Origin of the sequence: Kitasatospora sp. NPDC051853 (assembly GCF_044452665.1) — a bacterium.
Lineage (GTDB): Bacteria > Actinomycetota > Actinomycetes > Streptomycetales > Streptomycetaceae > Kitasatospora.
Map to the genome: position 1 here is coordinate 64126 of NZ_JBITBY010000004.1, position 18346 is coordinate 82471.

General features: G+C 73.0%; 20 protein-coding genes. 10 read left to right on the forward strand and 10 right to left on the reverse strand.

What is annotated here, in order from left to right; translation table 11 throughout:
• The first annotated feature begins 284 nt into the window (after window positions 1-284).
• Together ACIA8O_RS12570 and ACIA8O_RS12575 are read left to right on the forward strand one after the other, a co-directional pair.
• Window positions 285-1226, forward strand: coding sequence for an esterase/lipase family protein (locus ACIA8O_RS12570; protein ID WP_396293667.1), 942 nt, complete (start codon window positions 285-287; stop codon window positions 1224-1226).
• 137 nt (window positions 1227-1363) lie between these two features.
• Entirely contained in the window at window positions 1364-2224 is an 861-nt protein-coding gene (locus ACIA8O_RS12575) for a hypothetical protein (protein ID WP_396293668.1), read from the forward strand.
• 14 nt (window positions 2225-2238) lie between these two features.
• Here the strand turns inward: ACIA8O_RS12575 and ACIA8O_RS12580 are convergent, their stop codons facing one another.
• On the reverse strand, window positions 2239-2769 hold the full coding sequence (locus ACIA8O_RS12580; RefSeq protein ID WP_396293669.1) for a GNAT family N-acetyltransferase: 531 nt from the start codon (window positions 2767-2769) through the stop codon (window positions 2239-2241).
• 153 nt (window positions 2770-2922) lie between these two features.
• Between ACIA8O_RS12580 and ACIA8O_RS12585 the strand changes: the two genes are divergently transcribed.
• Window positions 2923-3966: an NlpC/P60 family protein gene (locus ACIA8O_RS12585; protein WP_396293670.1), complete on the forward strand. Its 1044-nt coding sequence runs from the start codon at window positions 2923-2925 to the stop codon at window positions 3964-3966.
• 223 nt (window positions 3967-4189) lie between these two features.
• Window positions 4190-4777, forward strand: coding sequence for a lytic polysaccharide monooxygenase (locus tag ACIA8O_RS12590; RefSeq protein WP_396293671.1), 588 nt, complete (start codon window positions 4190-4192; stop codon window positions 4775-4777).
• 117 nt (window positions 4778-4894) lie between these two features.
• Here the strand turns inward: ACIA8O_RS12590 and ACIA8O_RS12595 are convergent, their stop codons facing one another.
• The 4 genes from ACIA8O_RS12595 to ACIA8O_RS12610 are packed head-to-tail and all read right to left on the reverse strand — an operon-like array spanning window position 4895 to window position 9075.
• Entirely contained in the window at window positions 4895-6196 is a 1302-nt protein-coding gene (locus tag ACIA8O_RS12595; RefSeq protein WP_396293672.1) for a cytochrome P450, read from the reverse strand.
• The gene (locus ACIA8O_RS12600) at window positions 6193-6744 is read right to left on the reverse strand and encodes a cupin domain-containing protein (protein ID WP_396293673.1); all 552 of its coding nucleotides are present in this window, start codon (window positions 6742-6744) and stop codon (window positions 6193-6195) included. The genes ACIA8O_RS12595 and ACIA8O_RS12600 overlap by 4 nt, the downstream gene beginning before the upstream one ends.
• A 10-nt stretch (window positions 6745-6754) precedes the next feature.
• Window positions 6755-7978 carry a cytochrome P450 gene (locus tag ACIA8O_RS12605; RefSeq protein ID WP_396293674.1) on the reverse strand — a complete coding sequence of 408 codons (1224 nt, stop codon included), beginning with the start codon at window positions 7976-7978 and terminating at the stop codon, window positions 6755-6757.
• Window positions 7975-9075 (reverse strand): type III polyketide synthase, encoded by a 1101-nt coding sequence (locus ACIA8O_RS12610; protein WP_396293675.1) that lies wholly within the window; start codon window positions 9073-9075, stop codon window positions 7975-7977. Before ACIA8O_RS12610 ends, ACIA8O_RS12605 begins: the two co-directional genes overlap by 4 nt.
• Window positions 9076-9325: 250 nt before the next feature.
• On the opposite strand from ACIA8O_RS12610, the gene ACIA8O_RS12615 reads away from it, so the two are divergent.
• Both ACIA8O_RS12615 and ACIA8O_RS12620 read left to right on the forward strand, forming a co-directional pair.
• Window positions 9326-9928 carry a hypothetical protein gene (locus ACIA8O_RS12615; RefSeq protein WP_396293676.1) on the forward strand — a complete coding sequence of 201 codons (603 nt, stop codon included), beginning with the start codon at window positions 9326-9328 and terminating at the stop codon, window positions 9926-9928.
• A complete protein-coding gene (locus ACIA8O_RS12620) occupies window positions 9928-10632 on the forward strand; it encodes a hypothetical protein (RefSeq protein WP_396293677.1) in 705 nt (234 codons plus the stop codon). Before ACIA8O_RS12615 ends, ACIA8O_RS12620 begins: the two co-directional genes overlap by 1 nt.
• Here ACIA8O_RS12620 and ACIA8O_RS12625 read toward each other — a convergent pair.
• The 3 genes from ACIA8O_RS12625 to ACIA8O_RS12635 form a co-directional block, all read right to left on the reverse strand.
• A complete protein-coding gene (locus ACIA8O_RS12625) occupies window positions 10601-11263 on the reverse strand; it encodes a hypothetical protein (RefSeq protein ID WP_396293678.1) in 663 nt (220 codons plus the stop codon). The genes ACIA8O_RS12620 and ACIA8O_RS12625 overlap by 32 nt on opposite strands.
• A gap of 115 nt (window positions 11264-11378) precedes the next feature.
• Window positions 11379-11816 carry a PPOX class F420-dependent oxidoreductase gene (locus tag ACIA8O_RS12630; RefSeq protein ID WP_396293679.1) on the reverse strand — a complete coding sequence of 146 codons (438 nt, stop codon included), beginning with the start codon at window positions 11814-11816 and terminating at the stop codon, window positions 11379-11381.
• Between the two features lie 10 nt (window positions 11817-11826).
• Entirely contained in the window at window positions 11827-13410 is a 1584-nt protein-coding gene (locus ACIA8O_RS12635; RefSeq protein ID WP_396293680.1) for a cytochrome bc complex cytochrome b subunit, read from the reverse strand.
• Between the two features lie 93 nt (window positions 13411-13503).
• On the opposite strand from ACIA8O_RS12635, the gene ACIA8O_RS12640 reads away from it, so the two are divergent.
• On the forward strand, window positions 13504-14160 hold the full coding sequence (locus ACIA8O_RS12640; RefSeq protein WP_396293681.1) for a TetR/AcrR family transcriptional regulator: 657 nt from the start codon (window positions 13504-13506) through the stop codon (window positions 14158-14160).
• 5 nt (window positions 14161-14165) lie between these two features.
• On the opposite strand, the gene ACIA8O_RS12645 is transcribed toward ACIA8O_RS12640, so the two are convergent.
• The gene (locus tag ACIA8O_RS12645) at window positions 14166-14615 is read right to left on the reverse strand and encodes a pyridoxamine 5'-phosphate oxidase family protein (protein ID WP_396293682.1); all 450 of its coding nucleotides are present in this window, start codon (window positions 14613-14615) and stop codon (window positions 14166-14168) included.
• Between the two features lie 133 nt (window positions 14616-14748).
• Here ACIA8O_RS12645 and ACIA8O_RS12650 point away from each other — a divergent pair, with 133 nt between their 5' ends.
• Complete coding sequence (locus ACIA8O_RS12650; protein WP_396293683.1) at window positions 14749-15294, forward strand: hypothetical protein; 546 nt, start codon at window positions 14749-14751, stop codon at window positions 15292-15294.
• 7 nt (window positions 15295-15301) lie between these two features.
• Here the strand turns inward: ACIA8O_RS12650 and ACIA8O_RS12655 are convergent, their stop codons facing one another.
• Window positions 15302-15781 (reverse strand): VOC family protein, encoded by a 480-nt coding sequence (locus ACIA8O_RS12655; protein WP_396293684.1) that lies wholly within the window; start codon window positions 15779-15781, stop codon window positions 15302-15304.
• Window positions 15782-15871: 90 nt separating this feature from the next.
• Between ACIA8O_RS12655 and ACIA8O_RS12660 the strand changes: the two genes are divergently transcribed.
• Together ACIA8O_RS12660 and ACIA8O_RS12665 are read left to right on the forward strand one after the other, a co-directional pair.
• Window positions 15872-16096: a hypothetical protein gene (locus ACIA8O_RS12660; RefSeq protein ID WP_396293685.1), complete on the forward strand. Its 225-nt coding sequence runs from the start codon at window positions 15872-15874 to the stop codon at window positions 16094-16096.
• Window positions 16097-16258: 162 nt separating this feature from the next.
• Complete coding sequence (locus ACIA8O_RS12665) at window positions 16259-18334, forward strand: discoidin domain-containing protein (RefSeq protein WP_396293686.1); 2076 nt, start codon at window positions 16259-16261, stop codon at window positions 18332-18334.
• Window positions 18335-18346: the final 12 nt, after the last annotated feature.

The following is an 18346-nucleotide window of genomic DNA, read 5'->3' on the forward strand; positions in this document are numbered from 1 at the left end:
CGCCGTACCTCGGCCACCGGGACGGCCGGGAAGGCGGGGCCGACGGTGCTCTCGCTCCCGCTCCTGCGGGCCGCTCCCTCCGTCGTGTTCCGGTGACGGTTTCCGCGTGGGCGCCGCCGCACTTCCGGGCATCCGCGCGAACTTCTCCGGTGCCGTGCCGCTTCCGCCGCCCGCTTGGTGCCCGCTCGTGGCGTCACCGTCCGGCTCCTGCGGCAGTTACCACTTCTGACGCTCCGTCGGGAGCGGCGGGTTCCGGTTTTCCCGCATCCGGAGAGGGACGTCCTGTGACCAGAGTTCTGAGGCCCCGTGTGCTCGCGGCCGTGGTGGCCGCCGCGTTCGCGCTGGTGGCGGGCGGCGGTGGTGCCGCGGCGGCCGGGCAGCGGCCGGTGGAGACCAACTTCACGGTCGGCTTCCTGAAGGGCTTCCCCAAGCCCGGCGAGGCACCGGACGGCGCGAACGACTGGGCCTGCCGGCCGGGCGCCGCGCACCCCGCACCGGTGGTGCTGGTGCACGGCACCTTCGAGAACCAGAACGACAACTGGGGTGGCGCGGCCCCGCTGCTGGTGAACAACGGCTACTGCGTCTTCTCCTTCAACTACGGTGCGGCGGAGGGGAATCCGATCCAGGGGACCGGTCCGGTGGCGCAGAGCGCCGGGCAGCTGGCCGCCTTCGTGGACCGGGTGCGGGCCGCCACGGGGGCGGCGAAGGTGGATCTGGTCGGGCACTCGCAGGGCGGCATGATGCCGCGCTACTACCTCAAGCACCTGGGCGGCGCGGCCAAGGTGGGCACCCTGGTCGGCATCGCGCCCAGCAACCACGGCACCACCCTGGACGGCATCGCCACCCTGGCCCGCGGGCTCGGCCTGCTGGAGCCCGTCAACGCCTTCCTGCTCGGCCCGGCCTGCCCCGCCTGCGTGGACCAGGAGTTCGACTCCCCGTTCATCACGGCCCTCAACGCCGGCGGCGAGACCGTCCCCGGGGTCCGCTACACCGTGATCGCCTCGAAGTTCGACGAGGTGGTCACCCCCTACACCTCGGCCTTCCTCGACGGCCCCGGGGTCACCAACATCACCCTCCAGGACGGCTGCCCGCTGGACGCCGCCGACCACCTGGAGATCGCCTACGACCCCGTCACCCTCACCCACGTCCTCAACGCGCTCGACCCGGCCCACCCGCGCACCGTCCCCTGCACGGTGGTCCTCCCCCTGACCGGCCCGCTCGTCTGACGGGCCGTCGGGCAGGGGCGGCTCGAACCCCGGGTCGCCCCTGCCCGTTCCCCACGCGCGACCCCGGTGATCACGGGGTGGACCGCCGGGTGTAGAACTTCGGCCGGAACACACGAGATCCTGAGGGGGAACCGACCGTGAAGAGACGCGCCCTGCGCGACGCCGTGGTCGCACTGCTCGCCGCGACGGCGCTGGCCGCCACCGTGCCCGCGACGGGGGCCGCGGCCGCCGACGGGCCGAACTGCCAGCAGCCGCCGAACGACCTGAGCGCGGCCACCGGTCTGAACCCGGGAGGCCGGCTGGCCCCCGGCGCGGGCATCACCACCAGGGACAACACCGCCACCCTGCGGATGCAGGCCGACGGCAACCTGGTGCTCTCGCTCGTGAACGCCACGGGCGGACCCGACCACGTGCTCTGGGCCAGCGGTACCTGGGGGAACCCCGGTGCCCACGCCGACATGCAGACGGACGGCAACCTGGTGGTCTACGGGGACGGCGGCGCCGCGCTGTGGTCCAGCGGCACCTGGGGCGCCGTCCAGGCCAGCGCCGTCCTGACCAAGGGCGGGGCCCTCTACGTGGCAGGGGTGGGGGACGGGCCGACCTGGCACTCCGGCACCGGGCAGTTCTCGGCCGTCTTCTGCTCCCACGACGCCTCCTGGCCGTACGCGGAGGGGGCGCTCGGCCTCGGCAACTGGGCGGAGTCGGCGAAGGTCTGGCTGGTCCTCCAGCGGGACGGCAACCTGGTGATGTACCGCAAGCGGGACGACGCCCCGATCTGGCAGAGCGGCACCTACGGCAAGCCCGCCTGGAGGTTCACCGTGCAGAACGACGGCAACCTGGTGATCCTCGACGGCAGCGGCTACCGGGCCGTCTGGGCAGCCGGCACCTGGGCCAATCCGGGGGCCCACGCGGTCCTCCAGGACGACGGCAACCTGGTCGTCTACCGCCGCGACGGCGCGGCCCTGTGGGCGAGCGGGACCTGGCGCACCGCGGGCTGACCCGGGACGGAGGTTCAGCGGGTCGGGCGGACCATCACCGCGAGCCGGGGTGAGTCCGCCGTGGCCGGCTGGCTGTTGAACTCCCGGTAGCCCCAGGACTCGTAGAGCCGCTGGACCCTGCCCTCCCCGGCGAGCGGGTTCACCATCAGGGTGACGCGCTCCTCGGGGCGGGCGGCCAGCAGCGAGTCGTGGATGCGGCGGGCGGTGCCGGTGCCGCGCCAGGGCGTGCGGACGCCGATCTCCCGCAGGGCCAGCACCGGGGTGTCGGTGAAGCCAGGGGGGAGGGGTTCGCCCATCCGCCGCCAGTACGGGTCGGCGGCGTCGACGGAGGTGCCGTAGGCGTAGCCGGCCACCGTCCCGTCGCGGTGGCCGAGGACGAGTTCGAAGCCGGGGTCGGCGGCGTACCGGTCCAGGCGTTCGGCGAAGGCGGGGAGCGAGTAGTTCGGCAGGTGCAGCAGCGGCGCGCGGACGTCGGCGTAGACCTCCAGCAGGGCCCGGCGGGCCCCGGGCGTCAGGGCGGTGTGGTGCTGGAGGTCGACGGTCACGCGGGACAGCCAAGCACAGCGGCAGCCGACGGGTACTCAGCGGGTGTGCCCTAAAGGGCAGTTCACAGGTCACGGCGTGGACACGGAGGTGGACGTCCGATTACGTTCGAGGTCCACCCCGTTCGGTCTTCGCTCTGACGAAGGAGCTTTCCCATGGCCTCCCACCGGCGCCCCCGGCGGCCCAGTCGCGCGCACACCTCGGTGCTGACCGCCGCCGCCGCGACCGCGGTGGCGCTGTCGGCCCAGGCGGGCGCGCACGCGGCTCCGGCTCCGGCGGGCAAGGACCAGGTGAAGGCGCAGGTGGACAAGCTGCTGCTGGAGCAGGAGGAGGCGGCCGAGAAGTACAACGGGGTGAAGGAGCGGGCCGACCGGCTGCGCGAGCAGGGCGGCCGCCTGCAGGACCAGATCGCCCGCGGCCAGGAGCGGATGGCGGAGCTGGCCTCGGGGCTGGCGGCGGTGGCGGGGGAGGAGTACCGGCACGGCGGGGTGGACCCGACGGTGCAGCTGATGTTCTCCTCCGACCCGGACGGCTACCTCTCGCGGGCCTCCTCCGCGGACCAGGCGGCGAGCACCCAGGCGGGCGTGCTGCGGGCGCTGCGCGCGGAGCAGCTCCGGCTGGACCAGCAGAAGCAGGAGGCCTCGGCCGTCCTGGGCGAACTGGACCGCTCCACCCAGGTGTTGAACTCGACCAAGGCCGAGGTGCAGCAGAAGCTGCAGGAGGCGCAGCGGCTGCTCTCCACCCTGAACGCCGCCGACCGGGCCGCCGTCATGCGCCAGACCGACGGTGCGACGACGGCGTCCCGGAGCGCGAACCGGGTCGACCCGTCCACCCTGCCGCAGGCGAGCGGGAACGCGGCCGCCGCGGTGCGCACCGCCCTGGACCAGCAGGGCAAGCCGTACCACTGGGGTGCGGTCGGCTCGTCCACCTTCGACTGCTCGGGGCTGATGGTCTACGCCTACGCCAAGGCCGGGGTGGCGCTGCCGCGGACCTCGCAGGAGCAGGCCACGGTGGGGACCGCCGTGGGCAAGGACTGGCGCAACGCGCAGCCGGGCGACCTGGTGGTCTACCGGGCGAACCGCTCCCACGTGGCGATGTACATCGGCAACGGGCTGGTGGTGCACGCGCCGCGCGAGGGCGACGTGGTGAAGACCATGAAGGTGGACGCCATCGAGATCTCCACCATCCGGCGTATCTGAACCCGTACCTGACGGTGTGACAACTGTACTTTTCCATGGTCGAGTTGGACTGGACTGGGATACTGGTCTGGACCATTGACGCCCGGGCGGCCCGGTGCCTACGGTGTGCTCACACCTGGCGCAGGCATGCCAATGACCGGCTCCGCGGCGGTGCACCCCCACGTGTACCGTGCCGCCGCCTGCGTTCGGCGCACCTCTCCATCCACCCCCACGGAGGAGCACCATGCGCACGCGCACCATCATCGGCGCGGCCGTCGCCGCGCTGGCCGTCCCGATCGGGATGGCCGTCCCGGCCCAGTCGCACGGCTTCGTCAACCTCCCGCCGAGCCGCGCCGCGCTCTGCGGCTCGGGCGTCGTCAAGAACTGCGGCGACATCCAGTGGGAGCCGCAGAGCGTCGAGGGCCCCAAGGGCTTCCCGTCGCGCGGGCCGGCGGACGGCACCATCTGCGCCGGGGCGGACGCCCGTTGGGCCCCGCTGGACAACCCCCGGAACGGGGCCTGGCCGACCACCAAGGTGACGGCGGGCGCCCAGCGGACCTTCACCTGGAACATCGAGGCCCGGCACGCCACCAGCAACTTCCGGTACTTCCTCACCAAGCAGGGCTACGACCCGACCCAGAAGATCACCCGGGCCAGCCTCGACCTCACCCCCTTCCTGACCGTCCCGTACGGCGGCCGGCAGCCCGCGGCCGTCACCACCCACACCGCCACCCTGCCGACCGGCCGGACCGGCCACCACGTGGTCGTGGCGGTCTGGGACGTGGCCGACACCACCAACGCCTTCTACTCCTGCACGGACGTGCAGTTCTGACGAGGCCTCGCCCCCATGGGAGACAGCGCGTGCCCGTCCGCCCCGGTGGGGGTGGACGGGCACGTCCGCATGCGGGTCCGCCCGTGGGGTCGGCCGTGGGTCCGGCTGGTGCGCGGCCTACCAGGCGACCGGCAGGGCGGCCGGGCCGCGGTTCACGGTGCCCCGCAGCCAGCGGACCTCGGCGGCCGGGACGGCGAGGTGCAGGGTGGGGAGCCGGGCGAGCAGGGTGGCGAGGACGACCTCGGCGTGCATCCGGGTGAGGGCGGCGCCGACGCAGTAGTGCGGGCCGTGCCCGAAGGCCAGGTTGGGCGACTCCTCGCGGGCGAGGTCGAGGACGTCGGGCTCGGTGTAGACCCCGGGGTCACGGTTGGCGGCCAGGTAGGAGACGTAGACCGGCTCCCCGGCCCGGATCAGCACGCCGCCGACCTCCACGTCCTCGGTGGCGACCCGGGGCATGCCGACGCCGTTGCGCTGCGGGACGAAGCGGAGCAGCTCCTCGACGGCGGCGGGGAGCGCGGCGGGATCGGCGCGTAGCGCGGCGAGTTGGGCCGGGTGGGTGAGCAGGGTGTAGACCATGGTCGAGGTCTGGTTGCGGATCTGGTCCAGCGCGTTGAGGACGATCATCACCGAGAGCGAGACCAGTTCGGGCCGGCTGAGCCGCCCCTCGCCGTGGGCCGCGACCAGCTCGCTGAACAGGTCGTCGCCCGGGTGCTCCGCGCGGTGGTCCGCCAGCGCCCTGAAGTAACCCGCGATCTCGGCCTTGACCGCGCCCGCCTCGGCGGCGGTGTGGTCGCTGGAGAGGATGACGGCCCGCCAGGCCTGCAGCAGCGGGAGGTCGGCCGTCGGCACGCCCATGAGTTCGGCGGTGACGGCGGCCGGGAGCGGACCGGTGAGCGCCTCGGTGAGGTCGGCGGGCGGGCCCTGCTCCAGCATGGCGGCCAGCAGTTCGTCGGCGGTCCGCTGGGTGCCGGCCCGCAGCCGCTCGACCCGCTTGCGGTGGAAGGTCTGCGCGGTGAGGCGGCGCAGCCGGGTGTGGTCGGGCGGGTCGGCGCGGCCGACGCCGCCGGGCGGGGCGACGTTGTGCGGGGTCATGCTGGTGATCGGCCGGTCCACCGTGAGGGCCCGGCTGAACCTCGGGTCGGCGGAGACGAACTTGACGTCCTCGTAGCGGGTGGCCAGCCAGGCGTCGCCCTCGCCGTACGCCAGCTTGACCCGGGCGACCGGCTCCTCGCGGAGCAGGCGGTGCAGCAGCGGGTCGAAGGCCAGCTCCGGCAGGTGGTCGACCGGCCAGGAGTGCACCTGGCCGGGCTGCACGTGCCCGGGCTGCACCTGGCCGGGCTGCACGTGCCCGGGCTGCACCTGGCCGGGCTGCGCCTGCTCGGGCTGCATCTGCCCGGCGGGGCAGTGGAGTTCGGTCATGCGGGGAGCTCCGTGGGGAGGGAGTGGCGCAGCGGGGTGAGCTGCTGGATGTCGTAGCGCAGGCGCAGTGCCTCGACCGCCTCGTGGTCGATGCCGCCGTCCGCGTTCAGCAGGTCGAGCAACTCCTCGAAGTAGCGCTCGTGGTGGGGCGGCGGGGAGGCCTGGAAGAACATCCGGGCCGGGCGGCCGGTCGGGTTGGCGAAGGCGTGCGGGCAGCCGGGCGGCACCAGGATCACGGTGCCGGCCCCGACCCGTTGGTACCGGGCGCCCCCGGGCGAGCGCCAGCTGCGCCAGTCCTGCGGGGTGCGGTCCTCGGGCTCGAAGGCCAGGATGTCCAACTCGCCGTCCAGCACCAGGAAGAGCTCCTCGCTGCGGCCGTGCGCGTGGGCGCCGACGTCGAAGCCGGGCGGCACCACCACCTCGAAGCTGGAGGCGGCCAGCGAGTGCGCCCCGGTCACCTTGAAGGTGACCTGCTGGGCGGCGGCGTGCACGGTGCGGCCGCCGCCGGGCGGGACGACCAGGCCGTCCCGGGGGTTCAGGTACGTCACGGTTGCCCCCTCACCACTCGACCGGGAGGGTCTCCGGACCCCGGATCAACGCCCCGCGCTGCCACTGGAGTCGGTCCACCGGGACGGCCAGGCGCAGCCGGGGGAAGCGGTCCCAGAGGGAGGTGAGGATCAGCTCGGACTCCAGCCGGGCCATCGAGGCGCCCGGGCAGTAGTGCGCGCCGTGCCCGAAGGAGACGTGCGGGTTCTCGGTGCGGCCGAGGTCGAGGACGTCCGGGTCGGCGAAGACCGAGGGGTCGCGGTTGGCGGTCAGGTAGGAGACGTAGACCGGGTCCCCGGCCGGGATCAGCACGCCGCCGACCTCGACGTCCTCCAGCGCGATCCGGGACAGGCCGACCGCGTTGCGGTGCGGGATGTAGCGCAGCAGCTCCTCCACCGCCTGTGGCAGCAGGGCGGGTTCGGTCCGCAGCCGGGCCAGCTGCCCGGGGTGGGTGAGCAGGGCGAAGACCATGTTGGCGCTGTTGTTGCGGACGGCGTGGCCGCCGCCGAGCTGGATCAGCACGGCCAGGCCGACGGCCTCGCGCAGGGTGAGGGTGGTGTCCTCGACCGCCTCGGCCAGCACTCCGGCCAGGTCGTCCCGCGGCTCCAGGCGGCGGCAGCCGAGGAGTTCGGTGAAGTACTCGGCGAACTCCTCCTTGGCCCGCTCGCTGGCCTCCCGGCCGGAACCGGCGGAGATCACGGTGTCGGTCCAGTCGGCGATCAGCTGGTGGTCGGCGGTCGGCACGCCCATCAGCTCGCCCATCATGGCCAGCGGGAACGGCCGGTTGAGGTGGGCCATCAGGTCCACCGGGCCGCCGTGGCGGGCCCGTTCGGCGGCCATCGCGTCGAGCAGGCCGTCCATCACCTCCTGGGCGCGCTCCCGCAGCCGGCGCATCGCGCGGGCGGTGAAGGCCTTGGCCACCACCCGGCGCATCCGGGTGTGGTCCGGCGGGTCGGCGAAGCCGAGCGCCCCCTCCATCGGGATGAAGTGCGGCGCGACCCGGGTGACGTCCCGGCCCCAGACCGCCTGGCGGCTGAACCGCGGATCGGCGGAGACGAACTTCACCTCCTCGTACCGGGTGACCAGCCAGGCGTGGCCGGTGCCGTTGGGCAGCCGGACCCTGGCCACCGGGTCCTCGTGCAGCAGCCGGTGCAGCATCGGGTCGAACTCCAGCCCCGGCAGGTCGGGCGGGTTCCAGAAGTGGACCTCGGCGGTCTCCGCGGTGGTCGTGGTCAATTGACGCTCCTGATCAGCGTGTTGGCGAAGGAGTGCGGCGCGACCGGGACGGTCCAGCGGCCGAGCGCGACCTCGGCGGTGATGCCCGGGCCGAACCCGGCGATCAGCCCCCTGGCCCGGTCGGTCGCGCTCCCTTCGTCGAACAGCCGGGCCAGCGCGTCGAGCACCACGGCGCTGGCGATGTTCCCGTACTCGGTCAGGGTGGCCCGGCTGAACCGGAACACCTCGGGTGCCACGCCGAGATGGGTGCAGAGATCGTCCAGGATGCGCGGGCCGCCCGCGTGCACCAGGTAGAAGTCCAGGTCGGCGACGTCCCAGCCGTGCCGGTCGGCCAGCGCGGCGAGGACGGGCGCCAGCGGCTCCATGGTGCCGGGCACCCGCTTGTCCAGCAGGAAGTGGAAGCCGGTCTCCCGGACGCTGTAGGCGATCCAGTCCTCGGTGCCCGGCACCAGGTGCGAGGCGTTGCGCTCCAGCCGGATGCCGGTGGCACCGCTGCCGCTGCCGCGCACGGCGGTGGCGGCGACCGCGTCGCCGAACAGGCCGTTGGAGAGCAGGTTCCCCACGCCCAGGTCGGTGGGCTGGTAGCAGAGCGAGCAGAACTCGCAGGCCACGATCAGGGCGTTGGCGTTCGGGTAGGCGGTGCAGAAGTCGTGCGCCCGGTTGATCGCGGCGCCGCCGGCCGCGCAGCCGAGCTGGGCGATCGGCAGCTGGCGGGTGTCGGAGCGGAAACCCATGGAGTTGATCAGCCAGGCGGTGAGCGAGGGCATCATGAAGCCGGTGCAGGAGACGTAGACGATCAGGTCGATCTCACGGGGCGTCAGCCGGGCGTGCTCCAGGGCCTCCCGGACCACCGGCGGGACACGGCGTTTGGCCTCGGTCTCGTAGCGCCGGTTGCGCTCCTCGAAACCCGGGTGCTTCAGGGTCTCCTCGATCGGCTGCACCAGGTGGCGGGTGCGCACCCCGGTGTTCTCGATCAGGCGCAGGGCGAGCGGGAGTTGGGGGTGCTCGGGATGCAGCCGCCGGGCCAGGTCGAGGGTGTCCTCCTGGGTGATCACGTACTCGGGCACGGCGACGGCGGGACGGCACAGGGTGGCCACGGGCGGGACGTTCCCCTCACTGGACGGCGGCCCGCGCACGTCGGGGGACACCGCCGCCGGGGCCGGGAACCGGGACCGGCTCCGTTGGTCAGCCCTTCCCGTCCGGGGGCGGTCGCCCTGCGCCCGGCGGCCAAGTGCACACGAACGAGCCAATGACCGGCGTGGCCGACCGTGTGCCGACCGTGCGGGCACGGGCGTTCCCGGGGGAAATCCGCCTGCCCGAACGCCGGGGGTCGGCGATACTCGCCCGGTGATCGTGACCCGGGCCGTACTCGTCAGCCACCCGTCCGCCCTCGCCGGCTTCACCACCTGGCCGGTGGCGGCCGGCCCGCCGCCGCCCCTGGACGGGACCCTGACGCCCGATCAGGTCGGCACGGTGGTCGCGCTGCTCGTCGGCCCGGTGCGGGTCGGTCCCGCCGGGCTCGGCCCCGGTGTGTACAGCCTGGCCGAGCTCGGCCCCGCGACACCGGAGCGTTTGGTCGAGGTGCTGCTCGACGAGGACGGCTTCGACGCCCCTGGCGGGCTGAGCTTCGAGGACACCCTGACCGGCGCGGTGTGGGAGCCGTGCGGCTGTCACGGGCTGGAGCTCTGGCGGGAGTGGTACGACTCCGTGCCGCCGGACGGCGACCCGGCCCGGCCGGTCCGGATCGGGAACCGGGCCGACGACCCGCGGCTGCCGGTCATCGAGGTCACGGCCGCCGGGCTCGCCGCGCTGCTCGACGGGGTGCAGCGGGACCTGGCGGACTTCCTGGTGCTGCTGGGCGACTGGGCGCGGTGCACCGTGCCGGAGCGGGCGGCGGAGTTGGTGCGGGCCTTCGACCGGGCCCTGGAGATCTCCGGGCCGGTGGAGTGATGGGCAGCTTCCTGACCCAGCGGGCGCGGGTGCTGGACGAGGGGCTGCCGTCGGAGCGGCGGCACCTGGCGCTGCGGTACTGCGTGGCGGAGTTCCCGGTGCACGGGTTCCAGGCCACCTACCACCACCTGACCGTCCGTCAGCGGCGTCCGCGGGACCTGGCGGCCGATCCGGGCTGGCTGGTGCGGGCGGTCGGGGAGCTGCACGAGGCGCGGGAGCTCTGGCTGGCGGCGGCGAGGGAGTACGCGGCGCGGCGCAAGGCGCGCAAGCGGGCGGGCCTTCGGACGGCGGAGCGGCCGCAGCCGTGGGTGTGGGACTCCGGCTGGATGGTGCCGGACGATCCGTTCTGCCACCCCGCGGCGCGGCTGGTGGACCACGTCCGGCGGCGGCTGCTGGTGCTGGGCGGTGCCGAGCTGCCCGGGTGCGAGCGGTGCGGGGACGAGCGCGGGCCGCTCTCCCGCTCCACCGGGCACGGGTTCGTCGACCTGTGCCGGGGGTGCGGCCTGGTGCTGACCCCGTGCGGCTGCGGCCCGCACCCCCTCTCGGCGCCCGAGCCGCGGATCTGGGGCTCCCTCTGGCACGGGGAGCACCTCACCGAGGACGGGGCGGCCGCGCCCGGGTGGCCGGGCACGGCCGAGGAGCGGCTGGGTGCGCTGGTGCTCTCACCGTCCGTCAGGAGCCGGTGGGGTACCCGGTCTCCGTGAGGTCCTCGGCGAGGTCGTCGAGGGTGAGCTCGGGGTTGAGGGCGCGGACGACCTCCTCGGTGAGCGGCCGCAGGGCGAAGACGTGGCGCACGGCGTCCAGGCCCACCTCGGTGCCGTAGTAGTCCGAGGCGAACTCCGCGTAGGTCTCCGGGGCGGTGTCGGTGAGGGAACGGAACAGCCAGTCGGCGCCGTCCGCGTCGGGGAGGCCGGGCGGGAAGTCGATCTCGCCGGTGCGCCAGGCGGTGTCCCCGGTCAGCCGCCAGATCGCGGCGGTGAGGGTCGGCGTGCCGTCGTCGCAGAAGGCGGGCTCGGTGACGCAGTGCCGCAGCTCCGCCGGGACGGAGTCCACCACACCGGGCCAGACCCGGCCCTCCGCGTACGGGCTGAGGTACGACTCGTGGTCGAAGCCGCGCAGGTAGACCCCGGCGGGGGTGAAGACCACGGAGTGCTCGTCGCCGTTGCCGTTGCGCATCGAGGCGAGCTGCTCGCCGGGCGCCCAGGCGGCGTCGAAGGCGTGGTACCGGAAGTCCTCGTCGGGGCAGAGGATCGCCTCCAGTACGGCCAGTGCGAGGCAGTGCTCCCGCAGGCGGTCGGGCTCGGGCAGCAGGCGGGCGACGTCGGGAGCGCTCATGACGGATATTCAAGCGCTCGCCCCTGACAGCGGACCGGCCAGGGCGCCACGGCCGTGCGGGCCGGGCGGGCCGGGCGGGCCGGGCCCGACGGGAACGGTGGGGCAACCCCTGGTCCTAGTTGAGGCTGTACCGGGGGGAGGGGCGGAAGGGCTCGCCGAAAGGGAGCGGGGTGGTGAGGGTGAGCCGGATGCCGACGGTGCCGGCCAGGCCGAGGCGGAGGCGGCTGCGGGTCAGGGCGAGCAGGCCGGTGAGGCCGTACTTGTTGAGCAGCGAGGTGCGGTAGCAGGCGGTGGCCTCCGGGTCGCAGAGCGCGGCCCGGGCGGTCCGGCTGGTGCCGAGCGGGCGGCCGTGCGCGTCGCAGGGCTGGACCAGCACGCCGGGGTGGCGGCGGATGCGCCGCACCTCGGCCGAGTCGGCCCTGGTCCAGACGCCGAGGGCGGTGCCGTCCGCCACCACCCAGGTGGGGGTGGCGGCGGCGCTGCCGTCGGCCTCGAAGGTGGTGAGCAACAGGTAGCGGGTGTCGGCCAGTCGGTCGCCGTCGAGGCTGCTCATCCCGTCCCCCTCAGTGCGCGTCGGTGAGTTCGCGGTGCTGGTCGGCGGTCGGCTTGGGGATCTGGCCGGTGGGGCCGTGGTAGGCGTGCGAGAGGCGGACCCGGAGCCTGGTCAGCAGCCCTGCCCGGGGCGGGAGTTCGGCCGGGGCGTGCTGCTGGTGGGCGGTCAGGCGGTACGCCTCGGCCGGCGGGAGCGGCTGGTGGACCTCGGTGAACTCGCCGTGCGGCAGCCGCTTGATGATGCCCGTCTCCCGGCCGTGCAACACCTTGTCCCGGTCGCGCCGCTGGAGGCCGAGGCACCAGCGCTTGGTGACGGTGAAGACCACCACCGGGACCACGAAGGCACCGATCCGGGCCGCGACGGTGATGGTGTTGAGGGAGAGGTGGAAGTGGGTGGCGAACAGGTCGTTGCCACCGGCGGCGAGCAGCACCAGGTAGAGGCTGATCCAGGCGGCGCCGAGAGCGGTGCGGACGGGGGCGTTGCGGGGGCGGTCGAGCAGGTGGTGCTCGCGGGTGTCCTTGGTGATCCAGTTCTCGATGAACGGGTAGGCGGCGATGGCGCCGAGGACGGCGGGGAAGGCCAGGAAGGGGATCAGGATGCCGAGGTTGAGGGTGTGGCCCCACAGGCCCACCTCCCAGCCGGGCATGATCCGGATCAGGCCCTCGGCGAAGCCCATGTACCAGTCGGGCTGGGCGTCGGTGGAGACCTGGTCGGGGCGGTACGGGCCGTACGCCCAGATCGGGTTGATGGTGGCGACGGCAGCCATGGCGGCGATGATGCCGAAGACCAGGAAGAAGAAGCCGCCGGCCTTGGCCATGTAGACCGGCATCAGCGGCATGCCGACCACGTTCTGCTCGGTCCTGCCCGGGCCGGCCCACTGGGTGTGCTTGTGGTACCAGACCAGGATCAGGTGCGCGACCAGCAAGCCCAGCATGATGCCCGGGACCAGCAGCACGTGGATGGTGAAGAACCGCGGCACGATGTCGGTGCCGGGGAACTCGCCGCCGAACAGGAACATCTGCGCGTAGGTGCCGATCAGCGGTACGGCGAGGATCGCGCCCTCGACGAAGCGGATCCCGGTGCCGGAGAGCAGGTCGTCGGGGAGCGAGTAGCCGAAGAAGCCGTCCAGCAGCCCGAGGAAGAGCAGCAGGAAGCCGAAGACCCAGTTGACCTCGCGCGGCTTGCGGAACGCGCCGGTGAAGAAGACCCGCATCATGTGCACGAACATCGCCGCGACGAAGACCAGGGCGGCCCAGTGGTGGATCTGACGGATCAGCAGGCCGCCGCGCACCTCGAAGGAGATGTCCAGGGTGGAGGCGTAGGCCTCCGACATCCGGATGCCGGAGAGCGGGGCGTAGGAGCCGTGGTAGACGGTCTCGGCCATGCTCGGCGTGAAGAACATGGTCAGGTAGACGCCGGTCAGGATGATGATCAGGAAGCTGTAGAGGCAGATCTCGCCCAGCATGAAGGACCAGTGGTCCGGAAAGACCTTGCGCAGGTTGGTGCGGGCGAGCGAGTAGATGCCGAGCCGGCCGTCCAGCCAGTCCGCTTTCTCACGGGTGGTCATGGCACTCCCCTGGTGCGTGCGGGCCATTGAAACGGGGACTGATCCTCGTTTCTGCTGTCGGCAGCCTAGCAGTAGCGGGGAGTGCTCCCCGTTTGGTGGTGGCGGCCTTAGGGTGGGCGCATGACGGACGAGCAGGCCGCCCCCCGGCGGCGGGACGCGCGGCGCAACCGCGAGGCACTGGTGACGGCGGCCGCGGAGCTCTTCGCCGAACAGGGGCTGGACGTGGCGCTCGACCTGATCGCCCGTCGGGCGGGCGTCGGCAACGCCACCCTCTACCGGCACTTCCCGAACCGGGAGGAGCTGATCGGCGAGGTCTTCGCCACGGCCGGCGAGGCGATGGTGGCGGCCGGGGAGGCCGCGCTGGCCGAGCCGGACGCCTGGACCGGGATCGAGGTCTACTTCGACCGCGTCTTCGAACTGGTCGCCGCCAACCGGGGGTTGAACGACCTGGTGACCGCCGCCATCCCGGCGGTGCCGGCCATGATGGAGATCAGCCGGCGCAACGCCGAGACGGTCGGCGGGCTGGTCGAGCGGGCGCAGCGGCAGGGCAGCATGCGGACCGACGTGGTGGTGATGGACCTGCTCTTCATGCTCGGCCCGCTCTGCCGCTCCGTCCCGGCCGCGGAGGCGCTGCGCCCCGGCCTGTGGCGCCGCTACCTGGCCCTCCAGTTGGACGCCTTCCGCGCGAGCGCCGCCCGCCCGATCGTCGAACCCCCGGTCGGCAGCGAGCAGTTGGACGAGCTCTTCACCGGCCTCTGGGAGGCGGAGGGGGCGTGACCGGCTCACGGCCACTGCTGGTGGTGGCCGAAGCCCTTCGAGTTGTCGATCAGCCGGAGGTCGGTGGGGGTGAGTTCCCAGAGGGCGGTGCGGGCCAGGGCGGTGGTCAGGGCGGGGTCGTCGGCGAGGAAGGTGAAGCGGGCGGTGTAGGTCGCCCAGGCGGTGGCGCGGGCGTCCGGGGCGTTGAGGAGGCGGCAGGTGCCGTGGCCCTGGAGGCCGGTGATGGTGCGCCAGTCCTGGTGGTCGGCCTGGACGGTGAAGGCGGTGCGGGCGCCGTCGAGGGCGCGGCCGTGGCGGGTGGTGGGGGAGGAGACGAAGAGGAGCGTGGCGCGGTCGGTCGGGGCGTAGAGGACGGCGCAGGCCTGGGGGCCGTCGGCGTCGGTGTAGGCCAGGGTGACGGTGGTGTGGGCGGCGAGGGCGTGGTGGAAGGCCGGTGCGGGGGTGCTGATGGTCATGGGGACATGATCGCCCGGGGTGGTCCGGCGGGCCGCACCGGCGCTCCGGGAGGCGGCAGGTGGAGTGTCAACTTCCGTTCACTGCAAGGGATTACGGGTTTCTTGCGAACCCCGTGGCGGATAGGGTGGGCGGGTGGAGAGTGCCTACTGGCCGGGGCCGCCCCGGCACGTCCTGGGTGTGCCGGTGCCGGTCGAGCCGTTCGCGGTGCGCAGCGGTCACGCCGTCGTGGCCCTGCAGCACCTGGAGGCGTTCGGCGAGGGATGCGGCCTGTACCTGCGGGTGGCGGCGCGGCGGGGCGTGCTGTCCGAGGAGGTGTGGCGAGGCGTCCTCGGTGACCACGGGCCGCCGGGGGCGGACGGGGCCGTTCCCGGCACCGACCTCGCCTTCGGGGTGTGCCTCGCCGACGGGTCGGAGGCGACCGCGTCGGAGCAGGCCTACCGCAGTTGGCGGCCGGACGACCGGGGGCCCATGGGTCTGATGTCCGTGGGCGGGTCGAGCAGCGCCGGCGACCGGTTCTACGAGGCCGAGCAGCAGCTGTGGCTCTGGCCGTTGCCGCCGCCGGGGCCGTTCGAGTTCACGGTGGAGTGGCCGAGTCTCGGGCTGGAGCGTGCCGCCGTCACCCTGGACGGGGCGGCCGTGGCGCGGGCGGCGGAGCGGGCCCGGCCGTACTGGGCCTGACCGGCGGTCAGTTCCCCTCGTACGCGCGGCGGAGCGCGTCGATGTCGAGCTTGACCATCCCGAGCATCGCGCCGAAGGTGCGGGAGGCCTTCTCCGGGTCGGGGTCGGCGATCCAGTCGTTCAGTACGGCCGGGGTGATCTGCCAGGAGACCCCGAAGCGGTCCTTGAGCCAGCCGCAGGCCACCGGCTGCCCGCCGTCGGTGAGCCGCTCCCAGTAGTGGTCGAGTTCGGCTTGGTCGGCGCAGTCGACCTGCAGGGAGACCGCCTCGTTGAAGGTGAACTCCGGCCCGCCGTTGAGCGCCACGAACCGCTGGCCGTTGAGTTCGAACTCGACGGTGAGCACCGGCCCCGCGGGCCCCTGCTCGGAGGCGGGCCGGCGGAGCGTCCGGCCGGGCCGGAAGTCCGGGAAGACGGAGGCGTAGAACTCCGCCGCCTCCTCGGCCTGCCCGTCGAACCAGAGGCAGATGGTGAGACCGTCGTTGCTCATGCCCTCATGGTGGGGCACGGAAATCGTTTGCCGGAGTGCGACACGTGGGCCAGGGTGGGGCGGTCGATTCCATAGGACAGAGGAGAGCACGTGCCCGCACCGTCGGGGTTCGAGTACCAGCAGCGGCCGGACGGGACGGTGCTGATCCTGCACCGCCGCAAGCCGGCCGGGACGCTCCGCGGGGCGCGGGCGGCGGAGTTCCTGGACGAGGTGGAGTCGGGGGACGCGCAATTGGTGATGGCGCGGTGGACGGGCAACTACAAGCGGGGGAACGAGCGTTCGGCGAAGCAGCATCCGCGCAACTCGGGGCGCTGAGCGATTTCGGGGGTTTGAGGGCGTTTCTGCGCGCTTCTTGCTGACGGGATGTCAGGAAGATGGTCAGAAACCTTGACGCGTCCCGGCCGTGCTCGCGATCCTCGTCGCACTGTGCACGCGGGCCGTGACGGCCCGCGGAGGGCCGGATCGCGGAGGTGTCGGATGAGGGCTGCTCGTCGCCCGGACCGCAGACGCGGAGTCGTCGCGCTGCTGTCGTTGCTGCTCGCCGTGGCGGTGCTGCTGGTCGGTCCGGCCCCAGGGTCGGCCGCCGGGGCCGCCGCCGGGGGGAACTGGTGGGACCCGACGGCGCGCCCGGCGCCGGACTCGCAGATCAACGTCACGGGGGAGCCGTTCAAGGGCACCGACGCCAACGGGAAGGTGCGCGGCTTCGTCGACGCGCACGACCACCTGATGTCGGCGGAGGCCTTCGGCGGCCGGCTGATCTGTGGTCAGGCCTTCTCCCAGCAGGGCGTCGCGGAGGCGCTCAAGGACTGTCCGGAGCACTACCCGGACGGTTCGCTGGCCATCTTCGACATGATCACCAATGGCGGTGACGGCCGGCACGACCCGGTCGGCTGGCCCACCTTCAAGGACTGGCCCGCCCACGACTCGCTGACCCACCAGCAGAACTACTACGCCTGGGTCGAGCGGGCCTGGCGCGGCGGCCAGCGGGTGCTGGTCAACGACCTGGTCACCAACGGCGTGATCTGCTCGGTCTACTTCTTCAAGGACCGCAGCTGCGACGAGATGACCTCGATCCGGCTCCAGGCCCAGAAGACCTACGAGCTCCAGGACTACGTGGACGCCATGTACGGCGGCCCGGGCAAGGGCTGGTTCCGGATCGTCACCGACTCCGCGATGGCCCGGCAGGTGATCGAGCAGGGCAAGCTCGCGGTGGTGCTCGGCGTGGAGACCTCCGAGCCCTTCGGCTGCAAGCAGATCCTCGACGTGGCCCAGTGCAGCCGGGAGGACATCGACCGGGGGCTGGACGAGCTGCACCGGATCGGCGTGCGCAGCATGTTCCTCTGCCACAAGCTCGACAACGCGCTCTGCGGCGTGCGCTTCGACGAGGGCGCGCTCGGCACCGCGATCAACGTCGGCCAGTTCCTCTCCACCGGCACCTTCTGGAAGACCGAGAAGTGCGCCGGACCGCAGCACGACAACCCGATCGGCCTGGCCCCCTCCGCGCAGGCCCAGGGCCTGCTCCCGGCGGGCACCTCGGTGCCCGGCTACGCCGCCGACGCGCAGTGCAACAGCCGGGGCCTGACCGAGCTCGGCGCGTACGCAGTGCGCGGGCTGATGAAGCGTCACATGATGCTGGAGATCGACCACATGGGCGTCAAGGCGGCCGGGGCGGCCTTCGACATCCTGGAGTCCGCCTCCTACCCCGGCATCATCTCCTCGCACAGCTGGATGGACCTGGACTGGACCGAGCGGGTCTACAAGCTGGGCGGCTTCGTCGCCCAGTACATGCACGGCGCCGAGGGCTTCTCGGCCGAGGCGAAGCGGACCGACGCGCTGCGCGACAAGTACGGCGTCGGCTACGGCTACGGCACCGACATGAACGGCGTCGGCGGCTGGCCCGGCCCGCGCGGGGCGGACACCCCGAACCCGGTCCGCTACCCGTTCCGCTCCACCGACGGCGGCTCGCTGATCGACCGTCAGACCACCGGGCAGCGCACCTGGGACCTCAACACCGACGGGGCCGCGCACGTCGGCATGGTGCCGGACTGGATCGAGGACATCCGGCTGACCGGCGGGCAGGGCGTGGTGGACGACCTGTTCCGCGGCGCCGAGTCCTACCTGAGCACCTGGGGCGCCTCCGAGAAGCACAACGCCTCGGTGAACCTGGCCGCCGGCCGCCCGGCCGCCGCCAGCTCCACCGAGTGGAACCCGTTCGTCAGCTACGCCGCCGGGCGGGCGGTGGACCGGGACTCCGGCAGCCGCTGGGCCAGCGACTGGAGCGACGGCCAGTGGCTGCGGATCGACCTCGGTTCGCCGACCGTGGTCGGCCGGGTCACCGTGCTCTGGGAGCGCGCGTACGCCAAGGGGTACCGGATCGAGGTCTCGGACGACGGCGCGGCCTGGCGGACCGTCTGGTCGACCACCGAGGGCAACGGCGGGCTGGACACCGCCCTCTTCCCGCCCACCCTGGCCCGCTACGTCCGCCTGTACGGCGAGCAGCGCGGCACCCAGTGGGGCTACTCGGTCTACGACCTGGGCGTGCACGGCAGTTGAGGTGAGCGTTCG

What these genes read in the sequence shown, in the direction of transcription:
- ACIA8O_RS12665 (WP_396293686.1), top strand. Translation starts at nt 16,259, where the DNA reads ATGAGGGCTGCTCGTCGCCCGGACCGCAGACGCGGAGTCGTCGCGCTG.
- ACIA8O_RS12590 (WP_396293671.1), top strand. Translation starts at nt 4,190, where the DNA reads ATGCGCACGCGCACCATCATCGGCGCGGCCGTCGCCGCGCTGGCCGTC.
- ACIA8O_RS12625 (WP_396293678.1), bottom strand. Translation starts at nt 11,263, where the DNA reads ATGAGCGCTCCCGACGTCGCCCGCCTGCTGCCCGAGCCCGACCGCCTG.
- ACIA8O_RS12635 (WP_396293680.1), bottom strand. Translation starts at nt 13,410, where the DNA reads ATGGCCCGCACGCACCAGGGGAGTGCCATGACCACCCGTGAGAAAGCG.
- ACIA8O_RS12640 (WP_396293681.1), top strand. Translation starts at nt 13,504, where the DNA reads ATGACGGACGAGCAGGCCGCCCCCCGGCGGCGGGACGCGCGGCGCAAC.
- ACIA8O_RS12630 (WP_396293679.1), bottom strand. Translation starts at nt 11,816, where the DNA reads ATGAGCAGCCTCGACGGCGACCGACTGGCCGACACCCGCTACCTGTTG.
- ACIA8O_RS12620 (WP_396293677.1), top strand. Translation starts at nt 9,928, where the DNA reads ATGGGCAGCTTCCTGACCCAGCGGGCGCGGGTGCTGGACGAGGGGCTG.
- ACIA8O_RS12655 (WP_396293684.1), bottom strand. Translation starts at nt 15,781, where the DNA reads ATGAGCAACGACGGTCTCACCATCTGCCTCTGGTTCGACGGGCAGGCC.
- ACIA8O_RS12585 (WP_396293670.1), top strand. Translation starts at nt 2,923, where the DNA reads ATGGCCTCCCACCGGCGCCCCCGGCGGCCCAGTCGCGCGCACACCTCG.
- ACIA8O_RS12645 (WP_396293682.1), bottom strand. Translation starts at nt 14,615, where the DNA reads ATGACCATCAGCACCCCCGCACCGGCCTTCCACCACGCCCTCGCCGCC.
- ACIA8O_RS12595 (WP_396293672.1), bottom strand. Translation starts at nt 6,196, where the DNA reads ATGACCGAACTCCACTGCCCCGCCGGGCAGATGCAGCCCGAGCAGGCG.